Annotated in this window: 26 protein-coding genes and 1 tRNA gene; 14 read left to right on the forward strand and 13 right to left on the reverse strand. The window is 63.6% G+C overall.

Going from position 1 to position 26,179, the window contains the following annotated elements; translation table 11 throughout:
• Positions 1 to 99: 99 nt before the first annotated feature.
• From KFK14_RS14170 to KFK14_RS14195, 6 genes are all read right to left on the reverse strand, one after another.
• Positions 100 to 2,010 carry a TolC family outer membrane protein gene (locus KFK14_RS14170; protein WP_212608085.1) on the reverse strand — a complete coding sequence of 637 codons (1,911 nt, stop codon included), beginning with the start codon at positions 2,008 to 2,010 and terminating at the stop codon, positions 100 to 102.
• A 164-nt stretch (positions 2,011 to 2,174) separates the two neighbouring features.
• Positions 2,175 to 2,789: a PilZ domain-containing protein gene (locus tag KFK14_RS14175; protein ID WP_212608086.1), complete on the reverse strand. Its 615-nt coding sequence runs from the start codon at positions 2,787 to 2,789 to the stop codon at positions 2,175 to 2,177.
• Between the two features lie 31 nt (positions 2,790 to 2,820).
• On the reverse strand, positions 2,821 to 3,180 hold the full coding sequence (locus KFK14_RS14180) for a PilZ domain-containing protein (protein ID WP_212608087.1): 360 nt from the start codon (positions 3,178 to 3,180) through the stop codon (positions 2,821 to 2,823).
• A 24-nt stretch (positions 3,181 to 3,204) separates the two neighbouring features.
• Positions 3,205 to 4,881 carry a hypothetical protein gene (locus KFK14_RS14185; RefSeq protein WP_212608088.1) on the reverse strand — a complete coding sequence of 559 codons (1,677 nt, stop codon included), beginning with the start codon at positions 4,879 to 4,881 and terminating at the stop codon, positions 3,205 to 3,207.
• A gap of 37 nt (positions 4,882 to 4,918) precedes the next feature.
• On the reverse strand, positions 4,919 to 5,665 hold the full coding sequence (locus tag KFK14_RS14190) for a hypothetical protein (protein WP_212608089.1): 747 nt from the start codon (positions 5,663 to 5,665) through the stop codon (positions 4,919 to 4,921).
• Positions 5,666 to 5,762: 97 nt separating this feature from the next.
• The gene (locus tag KFK14_RS14195; protein WP_212608090.1) at positions 5,763 to 8,006 is read right to left on the reverse strand and encodes an ATP-binding cassette domain-containing protein; all 2,244 of its coding nucleotides are present in this window, start codon (positions 8,004 to 8,006) and stop codon (positions 5,763 to 5,765) included.
• 95 nt (positions 8,007 to 8,101) lie between these two features.
• Between KFK14_RS14195 and KFK14_RS14200 the strand changes: the two genes are divergently transcribed.
• A complete protein-coding gene (locus KFK14_RS14200; RefSeq protein ID WP_212608091.1) occupies positions 8,102 to 9,508 on the forward strand; it encodes an HlyD family type I secretion periplasmic adaptor subunit in 1,407 nt (468 codons plus the stop codon).
• A gap of 579 nt (positions 9,509 to 10,087) precedes the next feature.
• Here the strand turns inward: KFK14_RS14200 and KFK14_RS14205 are convergent.
• Together KFK14_RS14205 and KFK14_RS14210 are read right to left on the reverse strand one after the other, a co-directional pair.
• Complete coding sequence (locus tag KFK14_RS14205) at positions 10,088 to 10,570, reverse strand: hypothetical protein (protein WP_212608092.1); 483 nt, start codon at positions 10,568 to 10,570, stop codon at positions 10,088 to 10,090.
• Between the two features lie 172 nt (positions 10,571 to 10,742).
• Complete coding sequence (locus tag KFK14_RS14210) at positions 10,743 to 11,051, reverse strand: PilZ domain-containing protein (protein WP_171905922.1); 309 nt, start codon at positions 11,049 to 11,051, stop codon at positions 10,743 to 10,745.
• Positions 11,052 to 11,267: 216 nt separating this feature from the next.
• Here KFK14_RS14210 and KFK14_RS14215 point away from each other — a divergent pair, with 216 nt between their 5' ends.
• Entirely contained in the window at positions 11,268 to 11,783 is a 516-nt protein-coding gene (locus KFK14_RS14215; protein ID WP_212608093.1) for a hypothetical protein, read from the forward strand.
• A 453-nt stretch (positions 11,784 to 12,236) separates the two neighbouring features.
• Positions 12,237 to 12,416, forward strand: coding sequence for a hypothetical protein (locus KFK14_RS14220; RefSeq protein ID WP_212608094.1), 180 nt, complete (start codon positions 12,237 to 12,239; stop codon positions 12,414 to 12,416).
• Between the two features lie 78 nt (positions 12,417 to 12,494).
• On the opposite strand, the gene KFK14_RS14225 is transcribed toward KFK14_RS14220, so the two are convergent.
• Positions 12,495 to 12,878, reverse strand: a complete 384-nt coding sequence (locus KFK14_RS14225; protein WP_212611154.1) for a DUF4168 domain-containing protein — start codon at positions 12,876 to 12,878, stop codon at positions 12,495 to 12,497.
• A 241-nt stretch (positions 12,879 to 13,119) separates the two neighbouring features.
• Between KFK14_RS14225 and KFK14_RS14230 the strand changes: the two genes are divergently transcribed.
• Positions 13,120 to 13,626 (forward strand): hemerythrin domain-containing protein, encoded by a 507-nt coding sequence (locus tag KFK14_RS14230; protein WP_212608095.1) that lies wholly within the window; start codon positions 13,120 to 13,122, stop codon positions 13,624 to 13,626.
• 129 nt (positions 13,627 to 13,755) lie between these two features.
• Positions 13,756 to 14,025 carry a hypothetical protein gene (locus KFK14_RS14235; RefSeq protein ID WP_212608096.1) on the forward strand — a complete coding sequence of 90 codons (270 nt, stop codon included), beginning with the start codon at positions 13,756 to 13,758 and terminating at the stop codon, positions 14,023 to 14,025.
• 28 nt (positions 14,026 to 14,053) lie between these two features.
• Here KFK14_RS14235 and KFK14_RS14240 read toward each other — a convergent pair.
• A tRNA-Leu gene (locus KFK14_RS14240) sits at positions 14,054 to 14,138 on the reverse strand.
• Between the two features lie 247 nt (positions 14,139 to 14,385).
• Between KFK14_RS14240 and KFK14_RS14245 the strand changes: the two genes are divergently transcribed.
• The 5 genes from KFK14_RS14245 to eda all read left to right on the forward strand — a co-directional run bounded on the left by KFK14_RS14245 (position 14,386) and on the right by eda (position 19,893).
• Positions 14,386 to 14,874: a hemerythrin domain-containing protein gene (locus KFK14_RS14245; protein WP_070157940.1), complete on the forward strand. Its 489-nt coding sequence runs from the start codon at positions 14,386 to 14,388 to the stop codon at positions 14,872 to 14,874.
• A 140-nt stretch (positions 14,875 to 15,014) separates the two neighbouring features.
• Positions 15,015 to 16,487: a glucose-6-phosphate dehydrogenase gene (zwf, locus tag KFK14_RS14250; protein WP_212608097.1), complete on the forward strand. Its 1,473-nt coding sequence runs from the start codon at positions 15,015 to 15,017 to the stop codon at positions 16,485 to 16,487.
• Entirely contained in the window at positions 16,480 to 18,309 is a 1,830-nt protein-coding gene (edd, locus tag KFK14_RS14255; RefSeq protein WP_212608098.1) for a phosphogluconate dehydratase, read from the forward strand. Before zwf ends, edd begins: the two co-directional genes overlap by 8 nt.
• Before the next feature lies 1 nt (position 18,310).
• Complete coding sequence (gene glk / locus KFK14_RS14260) at positions 18,311 to 19,279, forward strand: glucokinase (protein ID WP_212608099.1); 969 nt, start codon at positions 18,311 to 18,313, stop codon at positions 19,277 to 19,279.
• Positions 19,276 to 19,893: a bifunctional 4-hydroxy-2-oxoglutarate aldolase/2-dehydro-3-deoxy-phosphogluconate aldolase gene (eda, locus tag KFK14_RS14265; protein WP_212608100.1), complete on the forward strand. Its 618-nt coding sequence runs from the start codon at positions 19,276 to 19,278 to the stop codon at positions 19,891 to 19,893. Before glk ends, eda begins: the two co-directional genes overlap by 4 nt.
• A 323-nt stretch (positions 19,894 to 20,216) precedes the next feature.
• On the opposite strand, the gene KFK14_RS14270 is transcribed toward eda, so the two are convergent.
• Both KFK14_RS14270 and KFK14_RS14275 read right to left on the reverse strand, forming a co-directional pair.
• Positions 20,217 to 20,942, reverse strand: coding sequence for an anti-sigma factor family protein (locus tag KFK14_RS14270; RefSeq protein WP_212608101.1), 726 nt, complete (start codon positions 20,940 to 20,942; stop codon positions 20,217 to 20,219).
• The gene (locus tag KFK14_RS14275; protein ID WP_212608102.1) at positions 20,939 to 21,427 is read right to left on the reverse strand and encodes a sigma-70 family RNA polymerase sigma factor; all 489 of its coding nucleotides are present in this window, start codon (positions 21,425 to 21,427) and stop codon (positions 20,939 to 20,941) included. Before KFK14_RS14275 ends, KFK14_RS14270 begins: the two co-directional genes overlap by 4 nt.
• 142 nt (positions 21,428 to 21,569) lie before the next feature.
• On the opposite strand from KFK14_RS14275, the gene KFK14_RS14280 reads away from it, so the two are divergent.
• The 3 genes from KFK14_RS14280 (at position 21,570) to KFK14_RS14290 (ending at position 24,484) form a co-directional block, all read left to right on the forward strand.
• Entirely contained in the window at positions 21,570 to 22,850 is a 1,281-nt protein-coding gene (locus KFK14_RS14280) for a S8 family serine peptidase (protein ID WP_246524634.1), read from the forward strand.
• Positions 22,851 to 22,946: 96 nt separating this feature from the next.
• Complete coding sequence (locus KFK14_RS14285; protein ID WP_246524635.1) at positions 22,947 to 23,819, forward strand: hypothetical protein; 873 nt, start codon at positions 22,947 to 22,949, stop codon at positions 23,817 to 23,819.
• Positions 23,820 to 24,070: 251 nt separating this feature from the next.
• Entirely contained in the window at positions 24,071 to 24,484 is a 414-nt protein-coding gene (locus KFK14_RS14290; RefSeq protein ID WP_425516614.1) for a PRC-barrel domain-containing protein, read from the forward strand.
• Positions 24,485 to 24,508: 24 nt separating this feature from the next.
• Here the strand turns inward: KFK14_RS14290 and KFK14_RS14295 are convergent, their stop codons facing one another.
• Positions 24,509 to 24,991 carry an SH3 domain-containing protein gene (locus tag KFK14_RS14295; protein ID WP_212611156.1) on the reverse strand — a complete coding sequence of 161 codons (483 nt, stop codon included), beginning with the start codon at positions 24,989 to 24,991 and terminating at the stop codon, positions 24,509 to 24,511.
• 166 nt (positions 24,992 to 25,157) lie between these two features.
• Here KFK14_RS14295 and KFK14_RS14300 point away from each other — a divergent pair, with 166 nt between their 5' ends.
• Positions 25,158 to 26,156: a 2-hydroxyacid dehydrogenase gene (locus KFK14_RS14300; protein ID WP_212608104.1), complete on the forward strand. Its 999-nt coding sequence runs from the start codon at positions 25,158 to 25,160 to the stop codon at positions 26,154 to 26,156.
• The last annotated feature ends 23 nt before the right edge of the window (positions 26,157 to 26,179 follow it).

Consider the following 26,179-nt stretch of genomic DNA (forward strand, 5'->3'; position numbering starts at 1 on the left):
CGCAAAATCCCCAATCTTGGACGATCAGACTAGCCGCGCTTGTGTTTAGGAATGGTAAACGCCGCGTTTACCTTGATGCCCCGGATCGGGGCCAGGCGGTCACTTGCCGCTGCGCGGCGCGGGCATGACGATCTGCGGCAGAGGCTCGCCGCTGCTGACGAGATCGAACAGGCCGCCCAGCTTCTGGAGGACCCGGTATTCGCTCAGCATTTTGGCGGTGTTGTTGGCGATCTGGTTGGCCCTCGCAGCAAATAAAATCTGCTGGCTGTCGAGCAGATCGAACACCGTCCGGCGGCCCTCGCGGAATTGCTGCGCATACAGGTCGACGACCTTTTCGGATGATCCGATTTCGGCGTCGATTGTCGCCATCTTGGCGCGCGCGGCTTCCAGAGCATTGAAATCTATACGGATATCCTGCTCCACCTCCCGGCGGCGGCGATCCAGCTCATAATCGGCTTCACGCAGGCGCGCGTTGATCCGGTTGCGGATGGCGATGTCCGCGCCGCCGTTGAAGAAGCTGTAGGTCAGGGTGACCATGGCGCGCGCGTCGCGGTTGACGCCGGTCGCGCCCTGCACGTCATCCTTCCAGTTGCCCTGCGCCTGAAAACCGATGCGGGGGAAGAAGGTGCCGGTTTGGCTGGCGCGCTGACGATCCAGCGAACGGCGATCCTCAACCGCCTGCGCCATGCGCGGGCTGTGATCGTCGATCATTGCGACAGCCGCATCGGCCGACATCGGCAGAGACGATGCCGTCGGCGGCAGGTCCACGGCGATGCCAGGCAGATGATTGGTCAGCCGGCGATAAGATTCACGCGCCTGCTCAAGCGCGCTCTTGCGGTCGAGCAGGTCGGCCTGGACATTTTCCAGCCGGGCCTTGGCGCGGCTGACGTCCGCAGGCGTGGTCAGGCCCAGTTCGTTCTGGATCTTGACCATCTTCAGGATTTTTTCGTGCGCGGTGATCTGCTGCTCGGCCAATTCGACCAGCTTCTGATTCTGCAGCAGGGTCATATAGGATGTGGTGATGTCGAAGGAGATCGCCTCGATCCGTTCGCGCGTGCTCCACTGGGCGCTGCGATAGTCCGCCCGCGCCCGCTTGATGTCATTGATGGTCGTGCCGAAGTCCCAGAGATTCTGGCTCAGCGTTACAATGCCCTCGCCCCGGCGCAGCTTCGTGATGTCGCCCAGCGCGGGATCGTTGAACTCGCCGCCAATCGCAACCGCCATGTCGAGATGCGGCATATAGCCCGCGCGCGCTTCATCGACGCCATATTTGGCGTCGTCCTGCCGCGCGAGGGCGATCTGGATTTCCGGGTTGCTCTTGAGCGCTTCGACAATCGCGTTGCGCAGCGATTCCTGCGCACCCGGCGGCGGCACGGCCGCTGGCGTCATGGCGTCGGCGATGCTGGTTGGAACCGGCGCGCTTGACGCGGAGATATCCGCCTGAACCGGCGGCGCCTGCGCGGGATCGGCAATGGCGGCCATCGCCACCGGCTTGTCCTGAGCTTCCGGCGCAGCCGGGGCTGGCGGCGCAGCTTCGGGTGCGGCCGCAGGTGCAGCAGCAATCAGTGCGGCATCGGCAGCCGGAACAGCGGCAGGCGCGGCATCGGCCTGCGCAACGCTGGTTGGGGCGACGCTGGCCGGAACAACGCTGACTGGCGCAGCATCTACTGGCGCAACGCTGGCCTGCGTGATCGTTGCCGGAACCGGCGTTTCTACCTTTACGGGATCGGCGGGCACAATGGCCGGTGCGGCGGCGGCCATCTGCGCAGGAACGGCCGCAGGCGTTTCCGCATAGGGGTCGACCATCTCCAGCCAGGGAGCCGGGCGCAGACCTACGGCGTCGGCCAGAGGCTGACCGTTCGGCATCGGCCCCGCGGGCGCTGCGTCATAATAATAGCGGTCGGCTGCTCCGGCGACCGAATGCAGCAGCAGGGGCGCACAGGCCGCCGCCGCCAGAATGTGGCGGGCGATGGTCGGTACGAACAGGCCCTTGCCCGTGCGAATCCGCATGTCCCCCAAAGAAAATCTCCTCGCAGCATGCCGAAGTCCGGCGCGCGTCCACACTGGATTGCGCCTGCGTGGTTAAAACGGAGTTAAGGATAAGCTGAAACAATTGCGCTTTTTGCGCGAAGATGGCTCAATCGGGCGCGTCGCACATGCGCCGATATTAAAATTTACTGCCAACTTCCTGATTCAAGCCACTGTTCAAGCGCCTTAAAATGCAGAGGCTGTGTGAATGATGCTCTGCAATGATCGTCCGCCGCCTCAATCACCGTGGCCAGCCGTTCTTCCAGACCCTCGATGCCCACGGTAATGATTTGACCCGCCGTCACGCCTTCACATCCCTGCAGGATGGCGTCGCCCAGCGACACAGTGACCAGATGGCAGCGGCCGCGGCGATGGTTGATCGTTACAAAGACGGACGCATCGCGCGCGAACCGCGGAAAAATGCCCGCCTCGGCGCTGACGTCCGTCTGCGCATGATCGGTCAGGATCATCTCGCCGCTTGCATCCACCAGCTCTATGCCCGCCCGGAAATGCTCGCTCCACCGGACCACGCCGGCGACGCAGAAACCGGACCGCAACTGCACAGCGACATCTTCATTGACGGCCAGCGGCATGCGCGTGTCGATCATCATTCCGGTGTCAGAGAGATTGCGGATGCGGCAGAGCGCACTGCGCCCTTCCTTGGCGACGCCCGCATTGATCAGCACGGATACGACGCGATCGTCGCTCCGCCGGTCGGTTTCGACCGCCTGGGCGCTGTTTATGGGCGACATCTCTGTCATCGGCCGCGCCCCCGGATGATCTTTCCCGCCATCATGCCGCCTTCGTCCCGCCGTTGCTGATCGCGGTGTCCCCCACCAGTTCGGTCAGCATATCCTCGTCGATCGGCTCGTCGAAACGGATGCCGAAACCCGCGGGCGTGGTGTTGACGATTCGCCCGAAAATCTCCTCGCTGCCCACTGTGAGGCAAACGGGCACGTCGCGCCGGGCCATCAGATAGGCAAGCTTGGGCCTGAACTGCGCGCCGCCGCAGGAAAAGTCGGTCACCCGGCCCTCATAATTGATCATCCGGTCGATCACGATCAGCGTCGCGTCAAGCTGACAGGCGAAACGCGCAGCCGACCGGCTGAATGCCGGTTTGCGGGAGAAGATACGGTGAAGGGAAATGCCCATGGTTCGATGCTCTCTCTTTCCGCCTCAGCCCTGACCCGCGCCCATGCCCGTGCCCGTGCCCGTCGCGCGCGTCTCTCCCTGCGCGGGGGGCGTGGAGCGCGCATTGCGCTCCGCCTCGGATTCCTCTGCAAGGTCGAGCCGCCGCTTCAACACGTCCAGTTCCAGCCGGGCGCCGTGCAGCCCCGTCGCCGCCAGCGGATCGCCGCTCTGGGCCGCCTGCGCCGCTTCGGTCGCCTGCAACCGGTCGAGCAACGCCAGCAGGCGCGCCTGATTGCCCTCATTCTGGGAGATCATTTGCGCCAGCACATCCTGGTCGCTTTTCCTTCCGGCCTCGATGCGCTCGATGGATTCGCCCAGCGATTTCTCCACCGCCTTGGCGATCTGGCCCTGATTGATGCTGGTGCGGCGGATTTCCGCGCGCAATTTCTTGCCGTCGCTCCGGGCTCCGCCGCCAAAGATGCGTGAGAATAGTCCGCCCTTTTCGCCACGCGAAAGGGTTTGGCTGGTCAGCAGAACCGGCTCCTTCTCCAGCATCGCCGCCTGCAGCGCGACCATGCGCTCCATCTGCGCATGCAACTGCGCGCCATCCAGAGCGGCGCGGCGGTCGGTCATGGTGCTCATCGCCTCCAGCATCTGGCGGATCGCCATGCGGTCCCGCTCAGCCATGTTGAACAGGCCGTGGAACTGGCTGACCATCATCGTCTGGTTCTGCGCAAGATCCTCCACCACGCGGGCGATAGGCTCCAGCAGCGGCGTCGGATCGGTCACCTTGTCGACGGATTGCGAAAGACGGGTGACGCTATGCGCCATCTGATTGATGGCGTGCTGGTTCTCGCCGGCGTTGCGGGTATTGCCCAGCACCGCCTCGCGCAATTCGCGCAACTGCTTGCCGCCGAACTCCAGCGCGCGGATGACGCCGCTGAAATCGACATTCGCGCCGTTCGCCTGCGCCTCATGCGGGTTTTCCAGCGCAGCGAGGTTGGACAGCCAATGCTCGAACTCGTTGCGCAGCGTTTTCATCGCGCTGGTCATGCAGCGTTCGAACGCGCCCAGCACCATCGACGTCATAAGACCGAACAGAGAGGAGCTGAAACCCACGGACATGCCGTTCAGCGGGCCTTTCATGCCCTCGATCAGCTTGCCGAAGCTGTCCGAACCGCCCGCGCCGGAGATATCCATGCCGCCAATCAGGTCGCCCACCGAGTGAACGGTCTTCATCAGGCCCATGAACGCGCCGAGCAGGCCCAGGAACACCATAAGGCCGGAGAAGTAGATGATCGTCGACTTGCGATCATTGATGCGCTGGTCGACGTCGTGCAGCAGCGTCTGCACGGTATGGTTGGAAATATGCAGGGAGCCGGACTTGCCCAGCTCCTCTGTGATCATCCGGTATCCCTGGCCAAGCAGTTCCGGTTCCTGGAACACGATGGCGGGATGGCGGTAGGGGTTGAGCGGCCGTTGCGAGCGCGATCCATAGTCGACCTGCAGCGCTTTGAGCGCCAGCACCTCATTTTTCAGCGCCAACACATGGCGAAACGCCAGGAAGGCGGCCAGCCCAAAGGTCGCGAAGATGGACAGGTTCAGCGCCGCCTTCGCCTTGATGCCGGAGATGACGAACTCATGCGCATAAATGCCAAGGCCGATCAGGACGACCATGATCGTGGTCATCTTCAGCAGTTCGGACCGGATTTTCTTTTCCATCGTCGCGTTCTTTCGCTGCTCGGCTCAGGTCATCGGTTCAGGGCTTCAGAACGACGCGCACATTGTGCCCGTCCTTTGCCGAAGGGTCGGTCACCCGCACCTGCGTATTGACGTCGGACGGGTTGATGCCCGCCTTGATCAGAAGGTTGCGGGTCATCGCCGCGCGGTAGAAGGCCAGGCGCTGCGCCTCGGAAATCGAGGAAGCCTGCGGCGCGAACGACCAGATTTCATATTTCATGCCCGGACGCTGCTTGGACTTCAGGAAGTCGGTCACCTGCTTGGCGTTGGCATCGTCATAGCGGACAGCCATCGGTTCGAAATCGACGCGCAGCAGGACGTCGGCGGTCTTTACCTCCACGCCCTTTGTGTCGTCGGCATTTTCCATCGCCTTGACCGCAATCTTCATCGTGTCGGGCGTCTCGCGCGTGCGGATGGTCAGCCTTTCCGCGCCGTTGACGGGATCGGACTTCAGGATGGAGCCGAGTTCCGCCACCGAGCTGCCGGTTTCGGCGTCCGGTGAGCGGATGGTCTGGTTCTGCTGCCCCGGCGCCCCGCCGGTCGCGCCGCCAGCCGCGCCTGCGTCGGCGCTGTTCTCGCTCGTCTTGCCCAGCGCTTCCTTAGCTTCGATCTGCTTCTTGAAATGCTCCATCGTGCGCTGCGACAGCACCATGACGGCGGCGCTCATGATGACGAGCAGGAAGGTCACGACCATGATGACGGTCGTCAGCACGTCGACGAACGCCGGCCAGTGATTGACTTCCCCCTCTGACGATGCCCCTGCCACTTCATACCCCCGAAAACCGCGGAAAATCGTCCCGCGAAAAAACTGGTAAATGCCGTTTAAACCAAATTGTCCTAATCAAGCCCTAACGCCGTAACGATTAGGCTGCGCGTACGCCGGATTGCTGATTGCGCATCATCGCAATGATTTCGGCGCGCGGCCGGTCGGCGACGATCTTGCCTTCATCCAACCAGATCACCCGGTCGACCAGATCGAGCAGCGCCATGCGGTGCGTCGCGACGATCAGCGTCTTGTCCCGCGCCGCCTCACGCAGCCCCTGGATCACGGATTGCTCGCTGGCGATATCCATCGAGGCGGTCGGTTCGTCGAGCAGCAGCACATTGGGATCGCGCACCAGCGCGCGGGCCAGGATGACCGACTGGCGCTGGCCGCCCGAAAGTTTGCTCCCGCGCGGGCCGACCTTGCGGCCATAGCCCTCGACGCTGCGGCTGACGAAGCCGTCCAGGCCCGACGCCATGATGGCGCGCTCGACGACCGCTTCCTCCGGTTCTTCCAGGCCGAGCAGGATATTTTCCCAGATCGACGTGTCGAACAGGGCGGCATCCTGGGCGGAATAGACAATGCTCTGGCGCAGATGCGCGGCGGCATATTGGCTGGCGGCATGGCCGTCGACCGTCATCGCGCCCGCCTGTGGCTCGATCATCCCGGCCAGCAATTGCAGCAGCGTCGACTTGCCCGAACCGGATTTGCCGATCAGCGCGATCTTCTCGCCCGGCTGGAAGGAAACGCTAAGGTCCTTCAGGCTCGGCGCCGCGCCCTCCGCATAGTTGAAGGCGACATTCTGCAGCCGGATATCGCCCTTGATCGCCCGGCGCTTGATCGACGGATCGGAAATGTCGCGTTCCGGCTCCATCGCCAGCAGCTTGGAGAGGCCCGCAAATTGCGACAGGCTCTGATAGCCCTTGGAAATCATCGAAATGGCGGACGACACCGGCACCATAGCCCGGCCGGTCAACATGGTGACGGCGATCATCGCGCCGGTCGTCATGACATTGTCCTTGATCTGAAACACGCCGATGACGACGACCATGACCGTCACCATCTGTACGATCAGCCCGGCCATCGATCCGGGCAGTTCGTTCCACTTGCGGGCAGACTGGGAGCTCATGCCGATATGGTCGGACACGATATCCCACTGGCGCAGGAAGCGGCCTTCCGCCTGATTGGCCTTGATGGTGGTCAGCCCCTCCGTCACATCGACGACGAGGTTATTACGGGCCTGCATCAGCTTGGACGCGCGCTTGCTGCTGAGCTTCAGCGCATAGCTGGCGACAAAGCCGACCATCACCAGCGCCGCCGCGCCCACCACGGGCCCAGCAACCGTCCAGCCGCCGATCAGCATGATCAGCGCCACATAGGCGAAGAAATAGGGCACATCGACCAGGAAGGTGACGATCGCCTGCGGCACCAGCAGCGCCAGCGCCTCGACATCGCGCAGCGCCGTCATCAGGCCGCCGACGGTATTTTCCGACTTGCCGGTGCGGCCATGCAGGAACGACGTCATCGCGCGATGCTGGATCGCCTGCCCCACGCGCACGCCGATGGCATCGACATAGCTGCCGCGCACATGTTTGAAGGTGAACTCAAACAGCAGCACCAGCACCACGCCCGCCGATAGCGCCCAGAGCGATTCAATGGCGAGGTTCGGCACCACCCGGTCGTAGATGGCGCGCATATAAAGCGGGATCGCAAGACCGCAGAGGTTGAGCAGCGCCGCCGCCAGCAGAAGCTGGCCCAGCCGCTTGCGTTCGCTCAGGAACACGCCGACCAGCCACAGGCGGGGATTGCGGCGGACGAAGGATCGCTCCTCCTCCATGCCAAGGCCGTTTGCCGGATCAACATGACCGCATACCAGTATCTCGGCGGCGATCACCGGCTGCAGCACGGCGGCCGGGATCATCTTGTCCCCTTCCGCATCCGCCATGACCAGCGCGCCGTCCGCCTTGACGTCGACGATCAGCACTGCGCCGCCCTCGACAAGCGCCAGCGCGGGCAGTTCATGCTTTTCCATCGTGGCCAGGCTGCGGCTGTCCCAGCGCGCATCGATATCCGCGCGGGCCATCGCCAGCGGCGCGAATTTTGGGTCCATATCGCCATTGGCGGCGGGCAGCGCGGCGACCAGCATATCGCGGGACGCGGGCTTGCCGCACCGGGCGCTCAGCCGTTCCAGCGCAATCACGAAGGGCAGCGGATAGACCGCCCCGCCCCATGCCTGCGCTGCCTCCGCCGCCTTGTGCGCGCGCCTGCCATAGCTGACCCGCGACAGCTTGGTGCCGATCCGGCCGACCAGGCTGACGCCCGCTTCCTGCTGTGAAACCTGCATAATAGGAACAATCCCCATTGGTCCGATCAAAGCATTAAGCATTTTTAAGGATAATGATTGGTAAACGCGGCTTCAGATTTTTTGGGGACCGTCACATGAACTTCAGCGCCATAAGGGACCGGATCATTCGCGCGGCAGGCGGCGAAAGCCTGTTCCAGGACGTCTCGGCCAAGGAAATGGCGTCCGCTTTTGCGGGCAATGTGAAGATCGCCAGCGCCCCGATTGACGGCATAGCGCCATGGAGCGCCCGGATCAGGACGGACAAGTCCCACCGCACGCTCAAGATTCTCGCGACACTGGTCGTCGCCTTCCTGATGTGGGCGGTGTTTTTTCAGGTGGACAAGGTCACGCGCGGCGGCGGCCGGGTCCTCCCTTCGGTCCAGAATCAGGTGGTCCAGCATCTTGAGGGCGGCATCGTGAAGCAATTGCTGGTCCAGGAGGGCGAGCGCGTCCGCAAGGGGCAGGTGCTGATGCGCGTCACCAACCAGACGACCATCGCCGATTTCCAGAACGCGCGGACCGATGTCGTGGCCAAGCGGATCGCCCTCGCGCGCATGGACGCGGAAGTCAGCGGTAAGGGCAGCTTCACCGTGCCGGACGAACTGCGCGACGCCGCGCCGGAAATCGCGGCTTCCGAAGAAGCGCTTTTCTATTCCACCCGTAACCAGCGGGGCCAGGAAACCGGCATTATAGACGAACAGGCCCGCGCCCGCCGCGCGGAAATCGGCACGCTGCAGTCGCGCCTTACCAATCTGCGCGGCGAGGAACGGCTGATGATCACCCAGCTCGACAAGCTGCAGCGCGCCTATGACGCGGAGGCGATTTCCGAGCGCGAGGTGCTGGACAAGAAGGCGATGCTGCTCGCCCTGCGCACCAAGATCGCGGACGTGCAGAACCAGATCCCGGAATCCATGGCGCAGCTCAGCGAAACCTCCGCCCGCCGCGGCGAGGTGTTCACCAAGTCGATCCAGGAGACGAAGGCGAAGGCCGCTGAACTGCGGCTGGAACTGTCCAAGGCAGACGAGAATCTGGGCGCCTATAGCGACAAGGAATCCCGCGAGGAAATCCGCGCGCCGATGGATGGCGTCGTCAACAAACTCTACGTCCAGACCGTGGGCGGCGTCGTGCGCGGCGGCGAACCGCTGGTCGAGATCGTGCCGGTCGACAAGGTCGTCATGGTCGAGGCCCGCGTGATGCCCAAGGACCGCGGCAACATCTGGCCCGGCCTTCCCGCCACCATCAAGATCTCCGCCTATGACTCCGCCATTTATGGCGGGCTGGACGGCAAGGTGATCGACGTGTCGCCCGACGTCATCCAGGACCAGAAAGGCGAAAGCTATTACCGCGTCCGCCTGCGCGCCGACACGACCAAGTTCGGCGTGGACAAGCCGGTCATCCCCGGCATGACCGCGGAAGTGAACATCAAGTCCGGTCGCCAGTCGATCATGGACTATATCCTCGGCCCGCTGATCCGCATCCGCGACAGCGCGATGCGGGAATAGGGGCTGGCCCCGGCAGATCGGCAGACAAGCGGCCGCCGGAGATCTCCGGCGGCCTTTTTGCGATCGGGCCTTGAAGTTCACCGGCGGGCAGTAGCCGCCTTGCGAGCAACCATATCGGGGGTTGCTGCTCGATTTGCGAATCGAAGTTGCGGGTTGTGATCGGTTTTCGCCGGAAAGTCGCATGTAGGTCGCACAAAGGTCGCATGTACGTCTCATATAGGTCTCATGTGCGTCGCACCTGCGTCCCATCCACGTCTCATATGCGTCGCACTTACGTCTCACATGCGTCTCACCAGAGTCGCATGTTGGTCTCAGGTACGTCCCGCTTGCGTCGCACCGGCGCGCTGGCGGGATCATCGACGTCGCACCTTGCGCGGCGAGTGGGGCATAGAGTTCCATATGGGGCAGTAGAGGCATGTAGGACAGGCGTTTGACCGGAGGCGGCCTCCCCCGTTCGGGCTGAGCCTGTCCAAGCCCTGTCTTTCTTAAAAAGAAGAGCAGCCCCCTTTGACTGCCTGCAAGGCCGGCGCTGAGGACAAGCTCAGGGCGAATGGCTTGTTACGACCAAAAGTCCGCCGTTCAGCCGCAGTTGTTTCCATCCTTGGAGCGGACATAAATTGCTGATCGGCCTTCCGCAGCAATGTCAATTCGACCACCAAAATCCTCTGGCGAATGCACTTTTCGAGGATTGTCGGAAGCTTCTGAAAGAAGCGGCCAGAAATAACCTATGCCTCGGCCCTGCTCGAAGCTGTAGCGCCCGCCCTCTGACGCTTTTAAGATAAGGGCTGGATGAACCGTCAGTCTGTAGCCCTCTTTACACGGCTCAGCGATATAGCTCAGAGACCGCCGGGTTCCGTCGACAATGCGTATCTTGCTCTCCTCCACTGAAATGGGAGGCGCATTGTCTGCTGTGTAGCAACCCCATACCAATCTCTGTTCAATCGGGGCGGGCCGCAAAAATATCGCACCTAGAAGAGCTAGTGTCGCCAAAGGAACTACGATGATTGCGCCGCCTATGATCTTAGCTCTGAACGGAACGTCTGCGAATAGCGATGCTGCCATAAGGGGGAGTATGCCAATCCGGGGGCCTAAGGTCACGCAGGAACGTCAGCTAAAGCCTGTTAGCAATCACAACCGGACTGTCGTAAACCCAGCCAAATAGGCCATCAAAGGCCCAAACAAAAAAGGCCGCCCTCACGGGCAGCCCTTATCGTTCCAATCCGGGTGAAGCGCCTTATCCGGCGATCATCGCCAGCAACTGGTTGTTGCTCAGCCGCTTGTCGAATTCCAGGCCGAAGCGTTCGCCCTTCACCCACACGACCTTGGCGGAGATCAACTTGCCTTCCCATTCGATTTCGATGGGTTGCTTGACCTGCGGATTGCCCAGCGTCTGGCCGCGCGCGCCCTCATTCGAAACTTCGATGAGCTTGCCGGGGGCCTTGGCGCCATTCTGCCTGATCGTGATTGGCAGCAGGACCTTGAACCTGCTTCCCTTGCGCGCTTCGTCGGGCTGACCCGGCCGAAACAAAGCTGCTAACCCCATGTCTGTCGGCTCCGCGAAAGTGTTGGCGCTGCCGAGTCCCCGGCTTCGCATGTCTTGACATGGGAGTAGAACGGTATTGGTTTCCAAAAGCTTAGCTTAACGCCGAAGCGGTGCGGCCTTCTGTCCCATATTAGGACGAACGCCACGAAACTCTCCGATCCGGCGCGCGTTTTCCTATCGAAACCATTGCCACCCCTGTCGCCAAGAGGAGCCATAATGGCCGCAAAATCTTTCATGCTGGTAAGCGTCGCCATGCTTGCCGCCTGCGGATCGACAAATTCGGACGAAGGCGGCGCGACTCAACGTCAGCAAATCGGCCAGGTCTGGAAATATGAGGCCAAGACCGATCCGGCGACCGGCAAGGCGACGCCGCTCGCCTATCTGGGCAGCGCCAACAGCGTAAAGACGATGACCGCGCCTGACACCTTCGCCGTCATCCTGCTCCAAAAGATGCGCAACGGGGAAACGGGCGTGACCGTGAAAGCGGTCGGCGCGCCCTTTACCTGCGACCTGTCGTCATGCGCGGTGGAGGCCAGCATGGACGGCGGCGCGCCCAAGAAATGGCAGGGCCGCATGACGGATACGAAGGACGGCATTTCCATCCCGCCCCCGCAAAATGCGTTCGAGGCGATCCGGGACAGCAAATCCGTAAAGGTGAAGATCGATCTGGGGACGGAAGGCGCTCAGGATTTCACCTTCAATACGGCAGGTTTCGCCTGGCCCAAGCCCTGAATGCCTGAAAAGCCCCAGAAGGCGGAGTAGCGCAGCGATCAGCCAGCCTGGCCGATCAGCGGCCACCATTGGGACGCAGAGGCGATAGCGAGCGCCAGCAAAACTATTCCTGCCCTTAACGCCACGTCTTGCCCCGATTCATCCCCGCTTCGGCGCATATCAGGCGGGGCTTGGGATTCATAACCCCTTAACCATGATTAGTTTTACGAACGTATTCCTTCACCGAATATCAATCCTTTGGACCTATCCGATGTTCAGCTTCCCATAGCTGGATGCGGCCTGCCGCATCACTCTTATCGTTCCCGGAGGGCGGATGTTGTGACCATCCGTTCTCCGGGATCGAATAGAGACCGGCGCAGCGCTCGCCTATATGCCGCAAATCCGGCAAATCCCTATCGGCCCGTCTCAACCGCTCTTTCCTTCGCCCTTTCGATCGCCCATAGTCGGGCGACTATGACCGACGACAAGAAAATAGCGGCCGGAGAGGCTGCCCCGCCCAAGGATACGCCAGCAAAATCCGCTGAAAACAGTCCGCCCTCCGCTGGCAACAAGACGTTGTGGATGGGGACGGCCGTGGGCATCGGCTCGGCCGCGATCGTCGCGGCGCTGCTCTATACGCGCCGCCAGAAATAAGGTTTTTCCTCGCCGCATATCACGAAGCCGGGAAGCGTCAGGCTCCCCGGCTCGATACGCCATGGTTTGACGGGCGGCTTATTGCTTGGGCGGAGCCGCTGGCGCGGGCGCTGCGGCCGGGCTTGCCGATGCTGCGGCCTGAATCTTCTGCTGCAGGGCGGGATCGCTCTGCGCCGCCTGGCCGATCGCGTTGAACTTCTGCGGATCAAGGCCGGTCGCCTGCACGGCCGCCAGCATCTTGGGCTGCTTCTGCTCGGCGGTCACCGTCGCGTCCGACTGGATTTTGTTCAGTTCGACGGCGGCGGCCGCAAACTTCTGAATCTCCTCATCGCTGAAGGTGGTGGCGCCTGCAGGCGCGGCGGGCGCCGGAGCCGCCTGCGCCGGGGCGGCTGGCTCGGCCGGGGCAGCGGCCTGCGCGAAGGCGGTTCCCGCGGCCGAAAGCGGCAGGATGGACATGATCATGAGCTTGGATATGCGGTTCAAGATGCTTCTCCTCTTAATAACCATCCCGAAATGTGGTCCCGCCGCCACCGGTCAAAGCCAATTCGGACGGGCTGTGGCATTTCGGGGATGTCGGGAGCCGCAATTGGCCGCTCGTCTTTGGCAGTTTGATCGAAAGCAAGAAGGATTGATAACGAATCGCGGGTGGAACCTCCGGCCTGCCGGGCGGTCTTGATGGCATCCACGTCAGCAGGAGATCATCATGGCTCAGGAATTTACCGACGCGATCGCACTTCTGAAAGCCGACCATCGCAAGGTCGAGGAATTGTTCGAGAAATTTGAAAGCGCAAGTGACGGCAAAAAGCAGGCCATCGCCCAGCAAATATGCGTCGAATTGAAGGTGCATACCTCCATCGAGGAGGAGATTTTCTATCCCGCGTTCCGCGGCAAGATAGAGGATGACACGCTGGACGAGGCGTATGTCGAACATGATGGCGCGAAAGTGCTGATCAACGATATTGAGGCAGGCAGCCCCGGCGATGATTTCTACGACGCCAAGGTCAAGGTGCTGTCCGCGGAGATCAAGCATCATGTGCATGAGGAGGAGATGCCTTCTGAAGGCATGTTCGCCCAGTGCCGCGCCACGGATGTCGATCTGGTCGCCCTGCGTGACGCCATGATGGCCCGCAAACAGGAGCTTCTGGTGCAGGCGGAGGCCGGCAAGCTTCCCGCCGCCCGGCCGACGGCGGTCAATCTGCAACCGGCGTGATCCGGGCTTTTTCCAAAGCATGGGCGCGGGGGAACCTTCCCTCGCGCCCTTTTTCATGCCCGTCGAACGCACTCCGAGATTTTTCTGCGGGAACAATGAACCAGAACCGCTCCGGGGCATTATCCTAATATGACCCAATATCGTTTCGTTACGCCCGATCGTTCAGGAAAATGGTACATTAGCGTTGAAGCCGCGCAAAAGGCCGCGGGAAAGATCGGCGCAGGGTTCCGGGACGACCGGTCCGGCAATTTCTACCCCTATCCCCATACCGTTCTGGAAACCCGCCAGCATGCGACTTGCGCGGCTGTCGTCGGGCAGAAAATGGGCAAGGCGCGTCAGGCCATGCGCGGCATGCTGATGCTGCCCGCCCCGGACAAAAGGCATCTGGTTACCGAATAGGCTTCGAACGCCGGCATTTTTTAGATGTTGGTGCGGGCGGTCGGAATCGAACCGACACTCCTTTCGGAACCGGATTTTGAGTCCGGCGCGTCTACCAGTTTCACCACGCCCGCACAAAGACGCCGCAATAGGGGCTTTTCACCCGATATTGGCTGGGCGGCCCCAATGGCAAAAACCGCTCGCCCCGTCCAGTCCAATTACGCGGGACATAGACATGCGCAAGGCTCGAAAACCGGAAAAACATATAGAGGCTAAGACCTTGGTCGTACCGGATGCGGCAGTTAGCATTTCGGAAACCTGAAAAGCGCAGGCGATGAATTCTTGCTCTAAATCAAGAAAACAGGATGGATCGGACGGAATATGATCGAACGCCTTCTTCAGGATCATGACAAGATGCGGTCCCTCGCCAAGGAGCTTTCCGAAATTTTGAGCCAGCCATATCCGGCGGACCTCGACCATCTGGCGGAATTGCGTTGGGACATGGCGAGCACGATCATGACCCACCTCGCTTTTGAGGACCGCGCCTTCTATAGCAAGATCGAGGCCGATCCCCGTGAACATGTCCGCGTGCTCGCCCTGAAATTCCGGGCGGAACTGTCCGAAAAATTCCGCGAATACAGCGCACATACGCGCAATTGGACGCCCGCGCGCCTGCAGATGGAATGGTCTGCCTATCGCGCCTGCGCCCTGGAATTCCTCAATTGGCTGATCGATCGCGCGGACCGGGAGGAGAAGCAGCTTTTCCCACTCATCACAACCGGCATGGTCGACAGCAGCTCGCGCAACCTGACCTCGGTCAATTGGGCGCGTGAAGCCTTTGCCATGAAGGATGCGATCGTCGGCATTTGAGGGCCGATCGGCCCTGCCCGTATTTCAGATACCGTTTCTTGCGCTTTTTCGCGCCTTTTCGTTGCGGTGCGGCAACCAGCCGCTATAAGCGTCCCTACGTGCAGAAAACCAGTTGATGAAAACGGTAAGGGGAACGCCTTTTGACCGAACAATCTGCCACGCTTATCCTGTTCGGCGCGACCGGGGATCTGGCGCACCGCATGCTCTTTCCCTCACTTTACAATCTTCTGGGTGACGGCCTCCTGCCCGACGATTTCCTGATCGTCGCATCGGGACGGACGGCGCTGGACGATGCCGGCTTCTGCAAGGATGTCGACGCCGCCCTGCGCAAGTTCCTGCCCGCCGACCGCTATGACGCGGATCTGGCGGAGAAGCTGTGCGGCATGGTCATCTATTCGCCGGTCGAGGCGGGCAATGCGGACCAGTTCCGCGCTCTTGCCGAACGGGTGTCGGACCGCATGGACAAGGGGATTTCCGTCTATCTCTCGACGCCGCCCGCCCTGTTCGCCCCGACCGCGCAGGGCCTGGCCGACGCTGGCCTCATCGGTCCCAAGACCCGGATCGCGATGGAAAAGCCCATCGGCAAGGATCTCGCCTCCTCAAAGCAGGTGAACGACGCCATCGGCGCGCTGTTCGACGAGGAATCGATTTTCCGCGTCGACCATTATCTCGGCAAGGAAACGGTCCAGAACCTGCTCGCCCTGCGCTTCGGCAATATGCTGTTCGAACCGCTGTGGAATGCGGGCGCGATCGACCATGTGCAGATCACCGTCGGCGAGACGGTCGGGCTTGAGGGCCGCGTTTCCTATTATGACGGCGTCGGCGCGCTGCGGGACATGGTGCAGAACCATATGCTCCAGATCCTGTCGATCATCGCGATGGAGCCGCCCGCCCGCTTCGATTCCACCGCCGTCCGCGACGAGAAGGTGAAGGTGCTGCGCTCGCTCCGCCCGATGGACGGCGACAGCGCCAAGACCCAGAGCGTGCGCGGCCAATATACGCCGGGCGCCGTCGCCGGGCAGATCGTCACCGGCTATGTCGATGAACTGGGTAAGCCCTCCGACACCGAAACCTTTGTCGCGCTGAAAGCCTATATCGACAATTGGCGCTGGACCGGCGTGCCCTTCTACCTGCGCACCGGCAAGCGCATGCCCGCGCGCCAGTCCGAAATCATGATCCAGTTCAAGCCGGTCGCCCACTCCATCTTCGGCAAGCGCGGCCCCAATGGCGTCGGCCGGACGGGCCTTGAACCCAACACCCTGATCATCCGCCTGCAGCCGGAGGAGAATATCCGCCTGCTGATCATGGCGAAGGAGCCGGGCCTGGATGGCGTCAAGCTGCGCGAGGTCGGCCTGGACGTGTCGCTCGACCATGAATTTGGCGGACAGCGCCGCCGCATCGCCTATGAACGCCTGCTGCTCGATTTGCTGGAGGGCGACCCCACCCTGTTCGTCCGCCGCGACGAGGTGGAGGCGCAGTGGATCTGGATCGATTCCATCATCGACGGATGGAAGGAGGCGGGCGTGAAGGTCGCCTCCTATGCGTCGGGGAACTGGGGACCATCCTCGGCCATTGCCCTCATCGAACGCGATGGAGCAAGCTGGCATGACTGATCTTCACCCCATTGTCGCCGCCGTCACGGAGCGGATCGTCAAGCGCAGCGCCCCGCGCCGCCGCAAATATCTGGACCTGATCGAGCGCGGCCGGGACGCGGGCACCAATCGCGCGCAACTCTCTTGCGGCAATCTGGCCCATGGCTTTGCCGCGTCGGGCGAGGACAAGGCGGTCATCCGCACCGGCGCGGCGATGAATATCGGCATCGTCACCGCCTATAACGACATGCTCTCCGCGCATCAGCCCTATGGCCGCTATCCCGAAGCGATCAAGATCGCCGCGCGGGAAGTGGGCGCGACGGCGCAGGTCGCGGGCGGCGTCCCCGCCATGTGTGACGGTGTGACGCAGGGACAGGCGGGCATGGACCTGTCGTTGTTCAGCCGCGACACCATCGCCATGGCCACCGCCATCGCGCTCAGCCATGCGATGTTCGAGGGCAATCTGATGCTCGGCATCTGCGACAAGATCGTGCCGGGCCTGCTGATCGGCGCGCTGCGTTTCGGGCATCTGCCGACGATCCTGATCCCCGCAGGCCCCATGCCCTCAGGCCTCGCCAACAAGGAAAAGGTCCGCATCCGACAGCTTTATGCGGAGGGCAAGGTCGGCACCGCCGAATTGCTTGAGGCGGAGAGCGCCTCCTATCATGGCGCTGGCACCTGCACCTTTTATGGCACGGCCAACAGCAACCAGATGATGATGGAGGTGATGGGCCTGCACATGCCCGGCGCTGCCTTCGTCAATCCGGGCACGAAGCTGCGCGGCGAACTGACCCGCGCCGCCGTGCATCGCGTCGCGTCGATTGGCTGGGATGGCGACGATTACCGCCCGCTCGGCCATTGCATCGATGAGAAGGCGATTGTGAACGCCATCATCGGCCTGCTTTCCACCGGCGGGTCGACCAACCATGCGATCCACCTGCCCGCCATTGCGCGTGCGGCGGGGATCAGCATTGACTGGACCGATTTCGCCGAACTGTCGGAGGTCATCCCTCTGCTCACCCGCGTCTATCCGAACGGTTCGGGCGATGTGAACCATTTCCACGCCGCTGGCGGCATGGCGTGGATCATCACACAATTGCTCGACAATGGCCTGCTCCACCGGGACATCCTGACCGTCGCCCGCCGCGACCTGACCGATTATGGCAAGGAACCGGCGCTGGAGAATGAGGCGCTGGTGTGGAACGCCTGTCCGGCCGAGCCGCGCGACACATCCATGCTGCGCCCCGTGTCGGACGCCTTCAGCCCCGATGGCGGCATGAAGCTGCTCTCCGGCAATCTCGGCCGTTGCATCATGAAGGTCAGCGCCGTCGATCCCGCCCGCTGGACCATAGAGGCCCCTGCCCGCGTCTTTTCCGATCAGGACGATGTGTTGAAGGCCTTCAAGGCCGGAGAACTGGAGCGCGATGTTGTCGTCGCCGTCCGGTTCCAGGGGCCGCGCGCCAACGGCATGCCGGAACTGCACAAGCTCACCCCTTCGCTCGGCGTGCTGCAGGATCGTGGGTTCAAGGTCGCGCTGCTGACGGACGGCCGCATGTCCGGCGCCAGCGGCAAGGTGCCCGCCGCCATCCACCTTTCGCCCGAAGCCCTTGGCGGCGGCCCGATCGGCAAGCTGCGCGACGGAGACATGGTGCGCGTCTGCGCGAACACGGGTGTGGTCGAGGCGCTCGTCGATCCGGCGGAATGGGAAGCCCGCGAAGGCGCGGACGCCCCGCCGCCGCCCTACGACACCGGACGGGAGCTGTTCGCCCTGTTCCGCCATCATAGCGACCTTGCCGAGGAGGGCGCGTCCGCGATGCTCGCGGCGATGGAAACGGAAATCTGACATGGTTGAGATTATCGCCGCCGACATTGGCGGCACCAACGCCCGTTTCGCACGGGCAACGCTGGACGACCGTGGCGTCCCCACTCTTGGCACAGTCCGCAAATATAAGGTCGCCGAGACGCCCAGCCTGCAGGCGGCGTGGGAGGCGTTCGCGCGTGACGACGGGCAGCCCCTGCCAAAGTCCGCATCCATCGCATTCGCCACCGCCATCGGCCGCGATGTCATCAAGCTGACCAACAGCAGTTGGGTGATCCGGCCCAAGACCCTGGCCGCCGATCTTGGCCTTGATCATCTCAAGCTCGTCAATGACTTCGAGGCCGTTGCTCACGCCGTGTCCAAACTGCCGCAGGATAATCTGGAGCTGCTGTTCGGCCCGGACGAACCCTTTCCGCAGGACGGTTCTGTCACCATCCTTGGCCCCGGCACCGGCCTTGGCGTCGGCATGATCGCCTATGATGACGGCATGCCCCATGTCGTCGCGACGGAGGGCGGGCATCTGGACTTCGCCCCGCTCGACCAGCTTGAGGGCAAGATACTCGACTATCTGCGCGACAAGTTCCTGCGCGTATCGACCGAGCGGATCGTCTCCGGCCCCGGCCTCAACAATCTCTACAAGGCGATTGCGACCATCAATCATGAACGGGTCGAGCTGATGAACGACGCCGATCTGTGGCAGGCGGCGCTCGACAATAGCGATCCCTTCGCCCGCACGGTGCTTGACCGCTTCTGCCTCTGCTATGGGTCGGTGGCGGGCGATCTCGCGCTGGCGCAGGGACCGCACAGCGTCGTGCTGGCGGGCGGCCTTACCCAGCGGATGAAGGATGTGCTGCTGGAAAGCGGCTTTCACGACCGTTTCACCGCCAAGGGGCGGTTTGCCGGGCTGATGGGGTCCGTCCCTGTCCGCCTTGCCGTCCATGAAGAAATCGGCCTGTTCGGCGCCGCCGCGGCCTTCCGGGAGTCCCACGCATGAGCATCACCGTCGATCAGGTCATGGAGCTTGCCCCCGTCATCCCCGTCCTAGTCATCGAACGGGTCGAGGATGCGGCGCCTATCGCCGAGGCGCTCGTAAAGGGCGGCCTCCCCGCCCTTGAGGTGACGATGCGCACCCCCGTCGCGCTGGAGGTCATGCGGGAAATGGCGCAGGTGAAGGGCGCGGTCGTGGGTGCGGGCACTGTCCTTAACCCCAAGGATCTGGAAAAGGCGTTGAAGGCAGGCGCGCAGTTCATCGTCAGCCCCGGCCTCACGGAACCGCTCGGCGAGGCGGCGATTGACGCAGGCGTCGCCTTCCTCCCCGGCACGGCAACGGCAGGGGACATCATGCGCGGCATGGACATGGGCCTGTCCCGCTTCAAATTCTTCCCGGCGGAAACGTCCGGCGGCCTGCCCGCGCTGAAGGCCCTGGCCGCCCCGCTCTACACCGCCCGTTTCTGCCCCACCGGCGGCATCACGGCGGAAAGCGCGCCCAAATGGCTGGCCGAACCGGCGGTCAAATGCGTCGGCGGGAGCTGGGTCGTACCCAAGGGACCGGTGGATGTCGCGAAGATCGAGGAACTGGCAAGGGCGGCTGCGGGGTTGCGGGATTAAGGCTCACTCTGCCCAACGGATCAGGGATATACCCGTTCGTTTCGAGCGTAGTCGAGAAACATATGCGCGAGGCTTCTCGACTGCGCTTGAAGCGAACGGGCATTGGGATGTTCCGCCAGGTCAAACGCTAATCCCAAATCCGTTCGGGCTGAGCTTGTCGAAGTTGAAACGAGGCACGTGACTCGTTTCAACGCCTGAACGAAGTGAAGGCACTTCGCTCCGCTCCAAAGCACCCCTCTCCGTTCGCCCTGAGCCTGTCGAAGGGCTGCACTTTCTTCAAGGAGGACAGGGCTTCGACAGGCTCAGCCCGAACGGAGAAGATATCAGTTCAAATTACTCCACCCCGCGTCCCGCGCCGCCTTCTCCCCAGCGGCATCCGCCGGATCGCCCGCGATCAGCGCCTCGACCGTCGCGCTGACCCGCGCATCGCCTGACGACGCCTGCCGGTAGTCACCCGCAGCGCCGCTCCCCGGCACCGCCTGTTCCAGCCGCCAGCCGCCGCCATCCCGGCAGGCCACGCCAGCCACAGCCGCGCCCTCGAAGCTCCGGCACCACCCGCCATCCTTCGCCCGGAAGCTGAGGCCGATCCGCACATCTCTCTCACCCTGCGCAGAGGCGAGCTGCGTATCCAGCGCCTTCGCCAGCGATCCCTGCGCCACCATCTTCCCGCCGGAAACGCCCACCGGCCCGGCCTCGCCGTTCATGCTCCGTCCAAGGCCAAGCCCCAGCACCAGACTGGCCGCGATCGCCGCGCCCATGCCCCATGAGGTCCACAGGCGGCCGCTGCGCTTCTCCCGGACATCCGAAAGGCTCACCACATTGTCCGCCGCGCCCTGCGGCTCCAGCAACGCCCGAAAACGGTCCGGCACAGCCTCCTGCGCCACCGGCGCGAAATGCCCGCTCAGCCGTTCGCGCAGCGCCACATGCGCCGCCAGCCGCTCGGCGAGCGCGTCATCATCCGCTATCGCCCGCTCCACGCGCCGCCGGTTCACCTCGTCCAGCTCGCCATCGGCATAGGCGACCAGCATGTTCTCGCTCACCGCGCTCACGCCGCCTCTCCCAGCAGTTCCAACAAGGCCCCGCGCCCGCGCACCAGCCGGGACGTCAGCGTCCCCATGGGAATGTCCAGCACCTCCGCCGCCTCCTTATAGGCCAGCCCCTCGACCAGCACGAGCGCGATCACCTCGCGCTGCTCGTCGGGCAGCTTCGCCATCGCCCGCGCCACGTCGGACAGTTCGACCGCCGCTTCGATGTCCCGGTCGCCCGCATGGCCGACATGTGCGCCCTCCTCCTCTGGCGCAAAGGTCTTTGCCGCCCGCTGGCGCGCCCGCGCCTCATCTATCCAAAGGTTACGCATGATCCGGTACATCCAGCTATCCAGCCTTGTGCCCTCCTGCCATTGCGCGCGGGATTTCAGCGCGCGTTCGATCGCCGCCTGGCACAGGTCGTCGCCATCGGCCGCATTGCGCGAGAGGCTCGCGGCAAAGCGGCGGAGGCGCGGCACCAGCGCCAGCAATTCGCTTTCGAAGGCCATTCAGGCTCCGTCTGTGGTTTCTGTGGGATGAAACGACACGGCACGGACGTTTCATCCCAAAGGCCGATAAAAATTGCGCATAAAAATCGCGCGAACAAAAATCCGCCTCAACCCGTTCTGCATGCGTAAGGATAAAGAGACAATGCCCCGCCCATCCATCCGCCTGTTGGCCATCGCCGCCGCGCTGTGCGTTCCCGCATGGGCGGGCGCGCAACTCGCATTGCCCGGCGGAGACCTGCGCGGCGGGATTGGAGGCGGCTTGCGCGACACGGTGCCGGACCTGATCGATACGGTTGGGGGAACGCTGCCGCTCGACCAGTTGGAGCGCCTGTCCCCGGCCCGCCTCGCCGAAAATCTGCTCGCAGTGCGCACGGACCGGCTCGCCAGCCTTGTGCGCCGGAACAGCGACAGCATCGCCTTTGACGACCGGGGACAGCCCGCCGTGCGCGACACCATATTGGTCATGGGCGCAGGCGCCGCTGCGCTGGAGGCGTTGCGCAAGGCCGGCTATGATCCGCAGGCCGAACGCATTGAGGGCCTGGACCTGCCCCTCACCCGGCTCACCGTTCCACGGGGTCAGCCGCTCGCCCGCGCCATAAAATCCGTGCGCAAACTCGCTCCCGGCGCAGAGGTAAGCGGCGACTCGCTTTATTTCCCCAGCGGCGCAGCCCCCTCGGCGTCGGGCGCTTCCCTCGCCAGCCGCCCCGGCTCCAGTTCCGGCGCATTGGGCCTGATCGATGGCGGCGTCGCGGCCATTGCCTCGCTCGGCGGCCCCATAGAACAGAAAGGCTTTGCAAGGGGCGCGCCCGTCCCCAGCACCCATGGCACCGCCGTCGCCAGCCTGCTAACCGGGTCCGGCCCGATCAGAGGCCCCGCTCCCGGCGCGCCATTGCTGGTCGCGGATGTCTATGGCGGCGATCCGGCGGGCGGCAACGCCCTCGCCCTCGCCCGCGCGCTGGGCTGGATGGCCAGCCGGGGCGTGCGCATCGTCACCATGAGCCTTGTCGGTCCGCCCAACCCGGTGCTGAACGGCGCAGTCCGCGCGGCACAGGGCAAGGGCGTCACAATCGTCGCCGCCGTCGGCAATGACGGCCCCGCCGCCCCGCCCGCCTATCCCGCTTCCTGGCCAGGCGTGATCGCCGTCACCGGCGTCGACGGCCGCGACCGCGCGCTGCTGGAGGCGGGCAAGTCGCTCCATCTCGATTTCGCCGCGCCGGGCGCGGACATGTTCGCCGCCGATATGAAGGGCAATGCGGCCAGGGTGCGCGGCACCTCTTTCGCCGCGCCGCTGGTCGCCGCGCGCCTGCACGGCGCGGGCAGTCTTTCCGCTCTTTCCAGAGAGGCCAGGGACCTGGGCAAAAAGGGACCGGACGCCACCTATGGCCGGGGGCTTATCTGCGGATCATGCAGAAATAATCGATAATTATCAGATATTTATAATATATTTTCATATGAGCGGGATTAAACCCGCTTTGCCTTCCGTTCCCAACACAGACCTGTTTGACGGAAGGAATTTCTCATGAAGCGCAACAGCATGACCACCCTTGCATTCCTCATCGCCTTTGCGGCGTCCACGCCTGCTTCCGCCCAGCTTCTGGGCGGCGGTGGCGGCCTGATGGGCGGCGGCGGACTTGGCGGCAGCCTCGGCGGCCTTTCGGGATCACTGAACGGCACGCTGGGCGGCGAAGGATCGCTTGGCCTCGACCGCAGCGTCGATCTGCGCAACGGATCGGTCAATGGTTCGGCCACCGGTTCCGGCAAGGGCAGCGGATCGGCCACTGGCTCCGCGACCCGCAGCGGCCGCGCCAAGAGCGCATCGGCCAATGGCAATGCCTCCGGTTCGGGCAATGCCGCCCTCGGCCTCGACACGCTGGGCACAAGCGATGTCCGCAATGCCGTGGGCGGCGTCCGAGATACGGCAACCAACACGGTTGGCACGGCCCGTGACCGCGCCGGAAACCTTGTCGGCAACGCCCGCAACACCGCGACCAACGCCGCCGGATCGGCCAGTGGCGCGGCCAGCGCAGCGGGCAATGCCAGCGGCAACGGCAACGCGACCGGCACGGGAGCCGCTTCGGGCGCGCTTGGTCAGCTCGCCCTTGCCGGGTCGGGAGCCGCCAACGGCGCAGGCAATTTCGCCGTCAGCCCCGGCATGATGGTCCAGGACGCCAGCGGCCGCGCCATCGGCACTGTCCGTTCGGCCAAGGCGGATGCGGATGGCCGGATCGATTCCCTGCTGGTGGACACGGGCGACCGCATCGCGTCGCTCCCCGCCTCCAACTTCACGGCTTCGGGTGACGTCGTGACGTCCGCGATGAGCAAGGGCGAGGTCCGCAAGGAAGCCAAACAGCAAGACGCGGGAACCAAGACCCAGGCCCCGTCCAGGGAATAAGGCATCCTCCAAACCGCAGGCGTTTAGGACCGCGACCCGATCCGCCTGCGGGAGATGCCCGCCGGAAGCACCCGCTCCGGCGGGCATCGCCTGTTTATGTCTTAAATCCTCATCCTAACATATTGCTGGGATGTAATCTTTTGTCCGCATCCGAACCGCGTGAACCGCTATTCGTTGGTAGCGGACAAGCCGGAATATCTCACGCAGCGATCACGCTCAGGGATCAACATGGCGCACAAAGGAGAGCAGACATGACAGCACCCGGACATGAGGGCAACATGCTGGCCGGCGTCGAACCGGATGACATGATGACGGCGGATCGCCCGCCCCACCCGCTGATCGAATCCGACCGGGTGGAAGGCACCACCGTCTATAACCGGGCCGGCGAAAAGATCGGTACGGTCAAACGCTTCCTCGTCGAAAAACGCTCCGGCAAGGCGCAATATGCCGAAATGGCGTTTGGCGGCTTTCTGGGCATCGGCAAGGACATCCATCCCCTGCCCTGGGAAATGCTCGACTATGACCGGCACAAGGGCGGCTATGTCGTCGATCTGACCGACGACCAGCTACGCAACGCCCCCCGCTTCGAGGATGCGGATCATCCGCCGATCGATCAGGTCTATGGCGCGCATATACGCGGCTATTATGGTTTGCCGCCAATCTGAGGAAGGATGAGCGGGACGATGGCGTCAGGGCGTAACCGCGCCCCAGATGCTGTCCGCCCGCACAAAGCCCTTCTTCCCGGCGACATCCAGCCTGCACCATCCGCCCGAACAATCGGACAGGCGGCCAACCACGCCCGGCTCCGCCCGGTACAGCGTCGCCGCGCCATCGCTGGGCGCGGCGCGCAGCGGCGTCACGCCGCCCGTCACCAGCGCTGTCGGCGTATCGCTCAGCAAGCGGACATGCATCCATCCCTGCACGCCCGCCGAGTCCTCGATCTTGCGCCAGTTCCCATGCACCTGCACCACCTTCACGGGCAGGTCGCGGCGGCGGTAAATCCAGTTGGAAGGATAATCGAGACTCGGCCCGACGCGCATGCGCGCCTCGCTCTGCGACAGCGACGCCCAATAGGGGAGCTTCTTCTTGGCCTGCCCCTGCGCCGGCGCCGCGATCATCAACGACACCCCCAGCAGCACGGCCAAAGCCGCGACCTTCTCCTGCCCGTTCATCACCGCATCACTTTCCGTCAGTCACGGGCCGTCATTCACGGGCCGTCATTCACCGGGGTTCGCGCCCCTGCGCGCATCCTTGCCGAATGTCCGACTCCCGCACAACTGCCGATCGCATCCTTTATTGCCTTGACCTGCCCCCCGCCACCGGCATAGCGCCTTCACCATGCCCAGACGAGAACGCCCGGCTACTCCAAAGGTCATCGTGACCCGCCGCCTGCCACCCTCTGTGGAGGCGCGGATGGGCGAATTGTTCGAGACGCGTTTCAATGTCGAGGACAGGCCGATGAACCGCGCGGAACTGGCCGCCGCAATGGCCGATTGCGACGTTCTTGTCCCGACCGTCACTGACCAGATCGATGCCGACCTGCTCGCCCAGGCGCCGGACCGGCTGCAGCTTCTCGCCAGTTTCGGCAATGGCGTCGACCATATCGACCTGAAGGCCGCGCGGAAGCGGCGGATCATCGTCACCAACACGCCCGGCGTGCTGACGGAGGATACCGCCGACATGACGATGGCGCTGATCCTGTCCGTTCCCCGCCGTCTGGCGGAGGGCGAGAAGCTGATCCGTTCCGGCGCCTGGAGCGGCTGGAGTCCCTCCGCCATGCTCGGCCACCGGATCGGGGACAAGCGGCTTGGCATTGTCGGCATGGGCCGCATCGGTCAGGCCGTCGCCCGCCGCGCGCGCGCCTTCGGTCTCTCCATCGCCTATCATAACCGCCACCGCCTGCCCGAAGCGGTGGAGGCGGAGACCGGCGCTGTCTATCACGCCGATCTGGACGATCTGCTGCGGGAGAGCGACATCCTCTCGGTCCACTGCCCGCTCAACGCCGACAGCAAGGGGTTGATCGACGCGGCGAAACTCGCGCTGCTGAAACCCAGCGCCTATGTTATCAACACCTCCCGCGCCGAAATCGCGGATGAGGGCGCGTTGATCGACGCGCTGGAAACCGGCCGGATCGCTGGCGCTGGCCTTGACGTCTATGCCCATGAGCCGGCGGTGGACCCCCGCCTGCTGGCCCTCTCCAACGTCACGCTGCTGCCGCATATGGGTTCCGCAACCTTCGAAGGGCGCGAAGCGACCGGCGCGCGCGTCATCGCCAATATCCGCACCTGGGTCGATGGCCACCGCCCGCCCGATCAGGTGCTGGAGGGCTGGATTTAACGAGCAGCCGAACGGAGGGTTCA

The organism is Sphingobium phenoxybenzoativorans (genome assembly GCF_018286635.1).
In the GTDB taxonomy this organism is placed as follows: Bacteria; Pseudomonadota; Alphaproteobacteria; order Sphingomonadales; family Sphingomonadaceae; genus Sphingobium; species Sphingobium phenoxybenzoativorans.

Coding starts and splice junctions, on each gene's coding strand:
- KFK14_RS14170 (WP_212608085.1), bottom strand. CDS start 2,010: ATGCGGATTCGCACGGGCAAGGGCCTGTTCGTACCGACCATCGCCCGC.
- KFK14_RS14175 (WP_212608086.1), bottom strand. CDS start 2,789: ATGACAGAGATGTCGCCCATAAACAGCGCCCAGGCGGTCGAAACCGAC.
- KFK14_RS14180 (WP_212608087.1), bottom strand. CDS start 3,180: ATGGGCATTTCCCTTCACCGTATCTTCTCCCGCAAACCGGCATTCAGC.
- KFK14_RS14185 (WP_212608088.1), bottom strand. CDS start 4,881: ATGGAAAAGAAAATCCGGTCCGAACTGCTGAAGATGACCACGATCATG.
- KFK14_RS14195 (WP_212608090.1), bottom strand. CDS start 8,006: ATGCAGGTTTCACAGCAGGAAGCGGGCGTCAGCCTGGTCGGCCGGATC.
- KFK14_RS14200 (WP_212608091.1), top strand. CDS start 8,102: ATGAACTTCAGCGCCATAAGGGACCGGATCATTCGCGCGGCAGGCGGC.
- KFK14_RS14205 (WP_212608092.1), bottom strand. CDS start 10,570: ATGGCAGCATCGCTATTCGCAGACGTTCCGTTCAGAGCTAAGATCATA.
- KFK14_RS14210 (WP_171905922.1), bottom strand. CDS start 11,051: ATGGGGTTAGCAGCTTTGTTTCGGCCGGGTCAGCCCGACGAAGCGCGC.
- KFK14_RS14215 (WP_212608093.1), top strand. CDS start 11,268: ATGGCCGCAAAATCTTTCATGCTGGTAAGCGTCGCCATGCTTGCCGCC.
- KFK14_RS14220 (WP_212608094.1), top strand. CDS start 12,237: ATGACCGACGACAAGAAAATAGCGGCCGGAGAGGCTGCCCCGCCCAAG.
- KFK14_RS14225 (WP_212611154.1), bottom strand. CDS start 12,878: ATGATCATGTCCATCCTGCCGCTTTCGGCCGCGGGAACCGCCTTCGCG.
- KFK14_RS14230 (WP_212608095.1), top strand. CDS start 13,120: ATGGCTCAGGAATTTACCGACGCGATCGCACTTCTGAAAGCCGACCAT.
- KFK14_RS14235 (WP_212608096.1), top strand. CDS start 13,756: ATGACCCAATATCGTTTCGTTACGCCCGATCGTTCAGGAAAATGGTAC.
- KFK14_RS14245 (WP_070157940.1), top strand. CDS start 14,386: ATGATCGAACGCCTTCTTCAGGATCATGACAAGATGCGGTCCCTCGCC.
- edd (WP_212608098.1), top strand. CDS start 16,480: ATGACTGATCTTCACCCCATTGTCGCCGCCGTCACGGAGCGGATCGTC.
- glk (WP_212608099.1), top strand. CDS start 18,311: ATGGTTGAGATTATCGCCGCCGACATTGGCGGCACCAACGCCCGTTTC.
- eda (WP_212608100.1), top strand. CDS start 19,276: ATGAGCATCACCGTCGATCAGGTCATGGAGCTTGCCCCCGTCATCCCC.
- KFK14_RS14275 (WP_212608102.1), bottom strand. CDS start 21,427: ATGGCCTTCGAAAGCGAATTGCTGGCGCTGGTGCCGCGCCTCCGCCGC.
- KFK14_RS14280 (WP_246524634.1), top strand. CDS start 21,570: ATGCCCCGCCCATCCATCCGCCTGTTGGCCATCGCCGCCGCGCTGTGC.
- KFK14_RS14285 (WP_246524635.1), top strand. CDS start 22,947: ATGAAGCGCAACAGCATGACCACCCTTGCATTCCTCATCGCCTTTGCG.
- KFK14_RS14290 (WP_425516614.1), top strand. CDS start 24,071: ATGACAGCACCCGGACATGAGGGCAACATGCTGGCCGGCGTCGAACCG.
- KFK14_RS14295 (WP_212611156.1), bottom strand. CDS start 24,991: ATGAACGGGCAGGAGAAGGTCGCGGCTTTGGCCGTGCTGCTGGGGGTG.
- KFK14_RS14300 (WP_212608104.1), top strand. CDS start 25,158: ATGCCCAGACGAGAACGCCCGGCTACTCCAAAGGTCATCGTGACCCGC.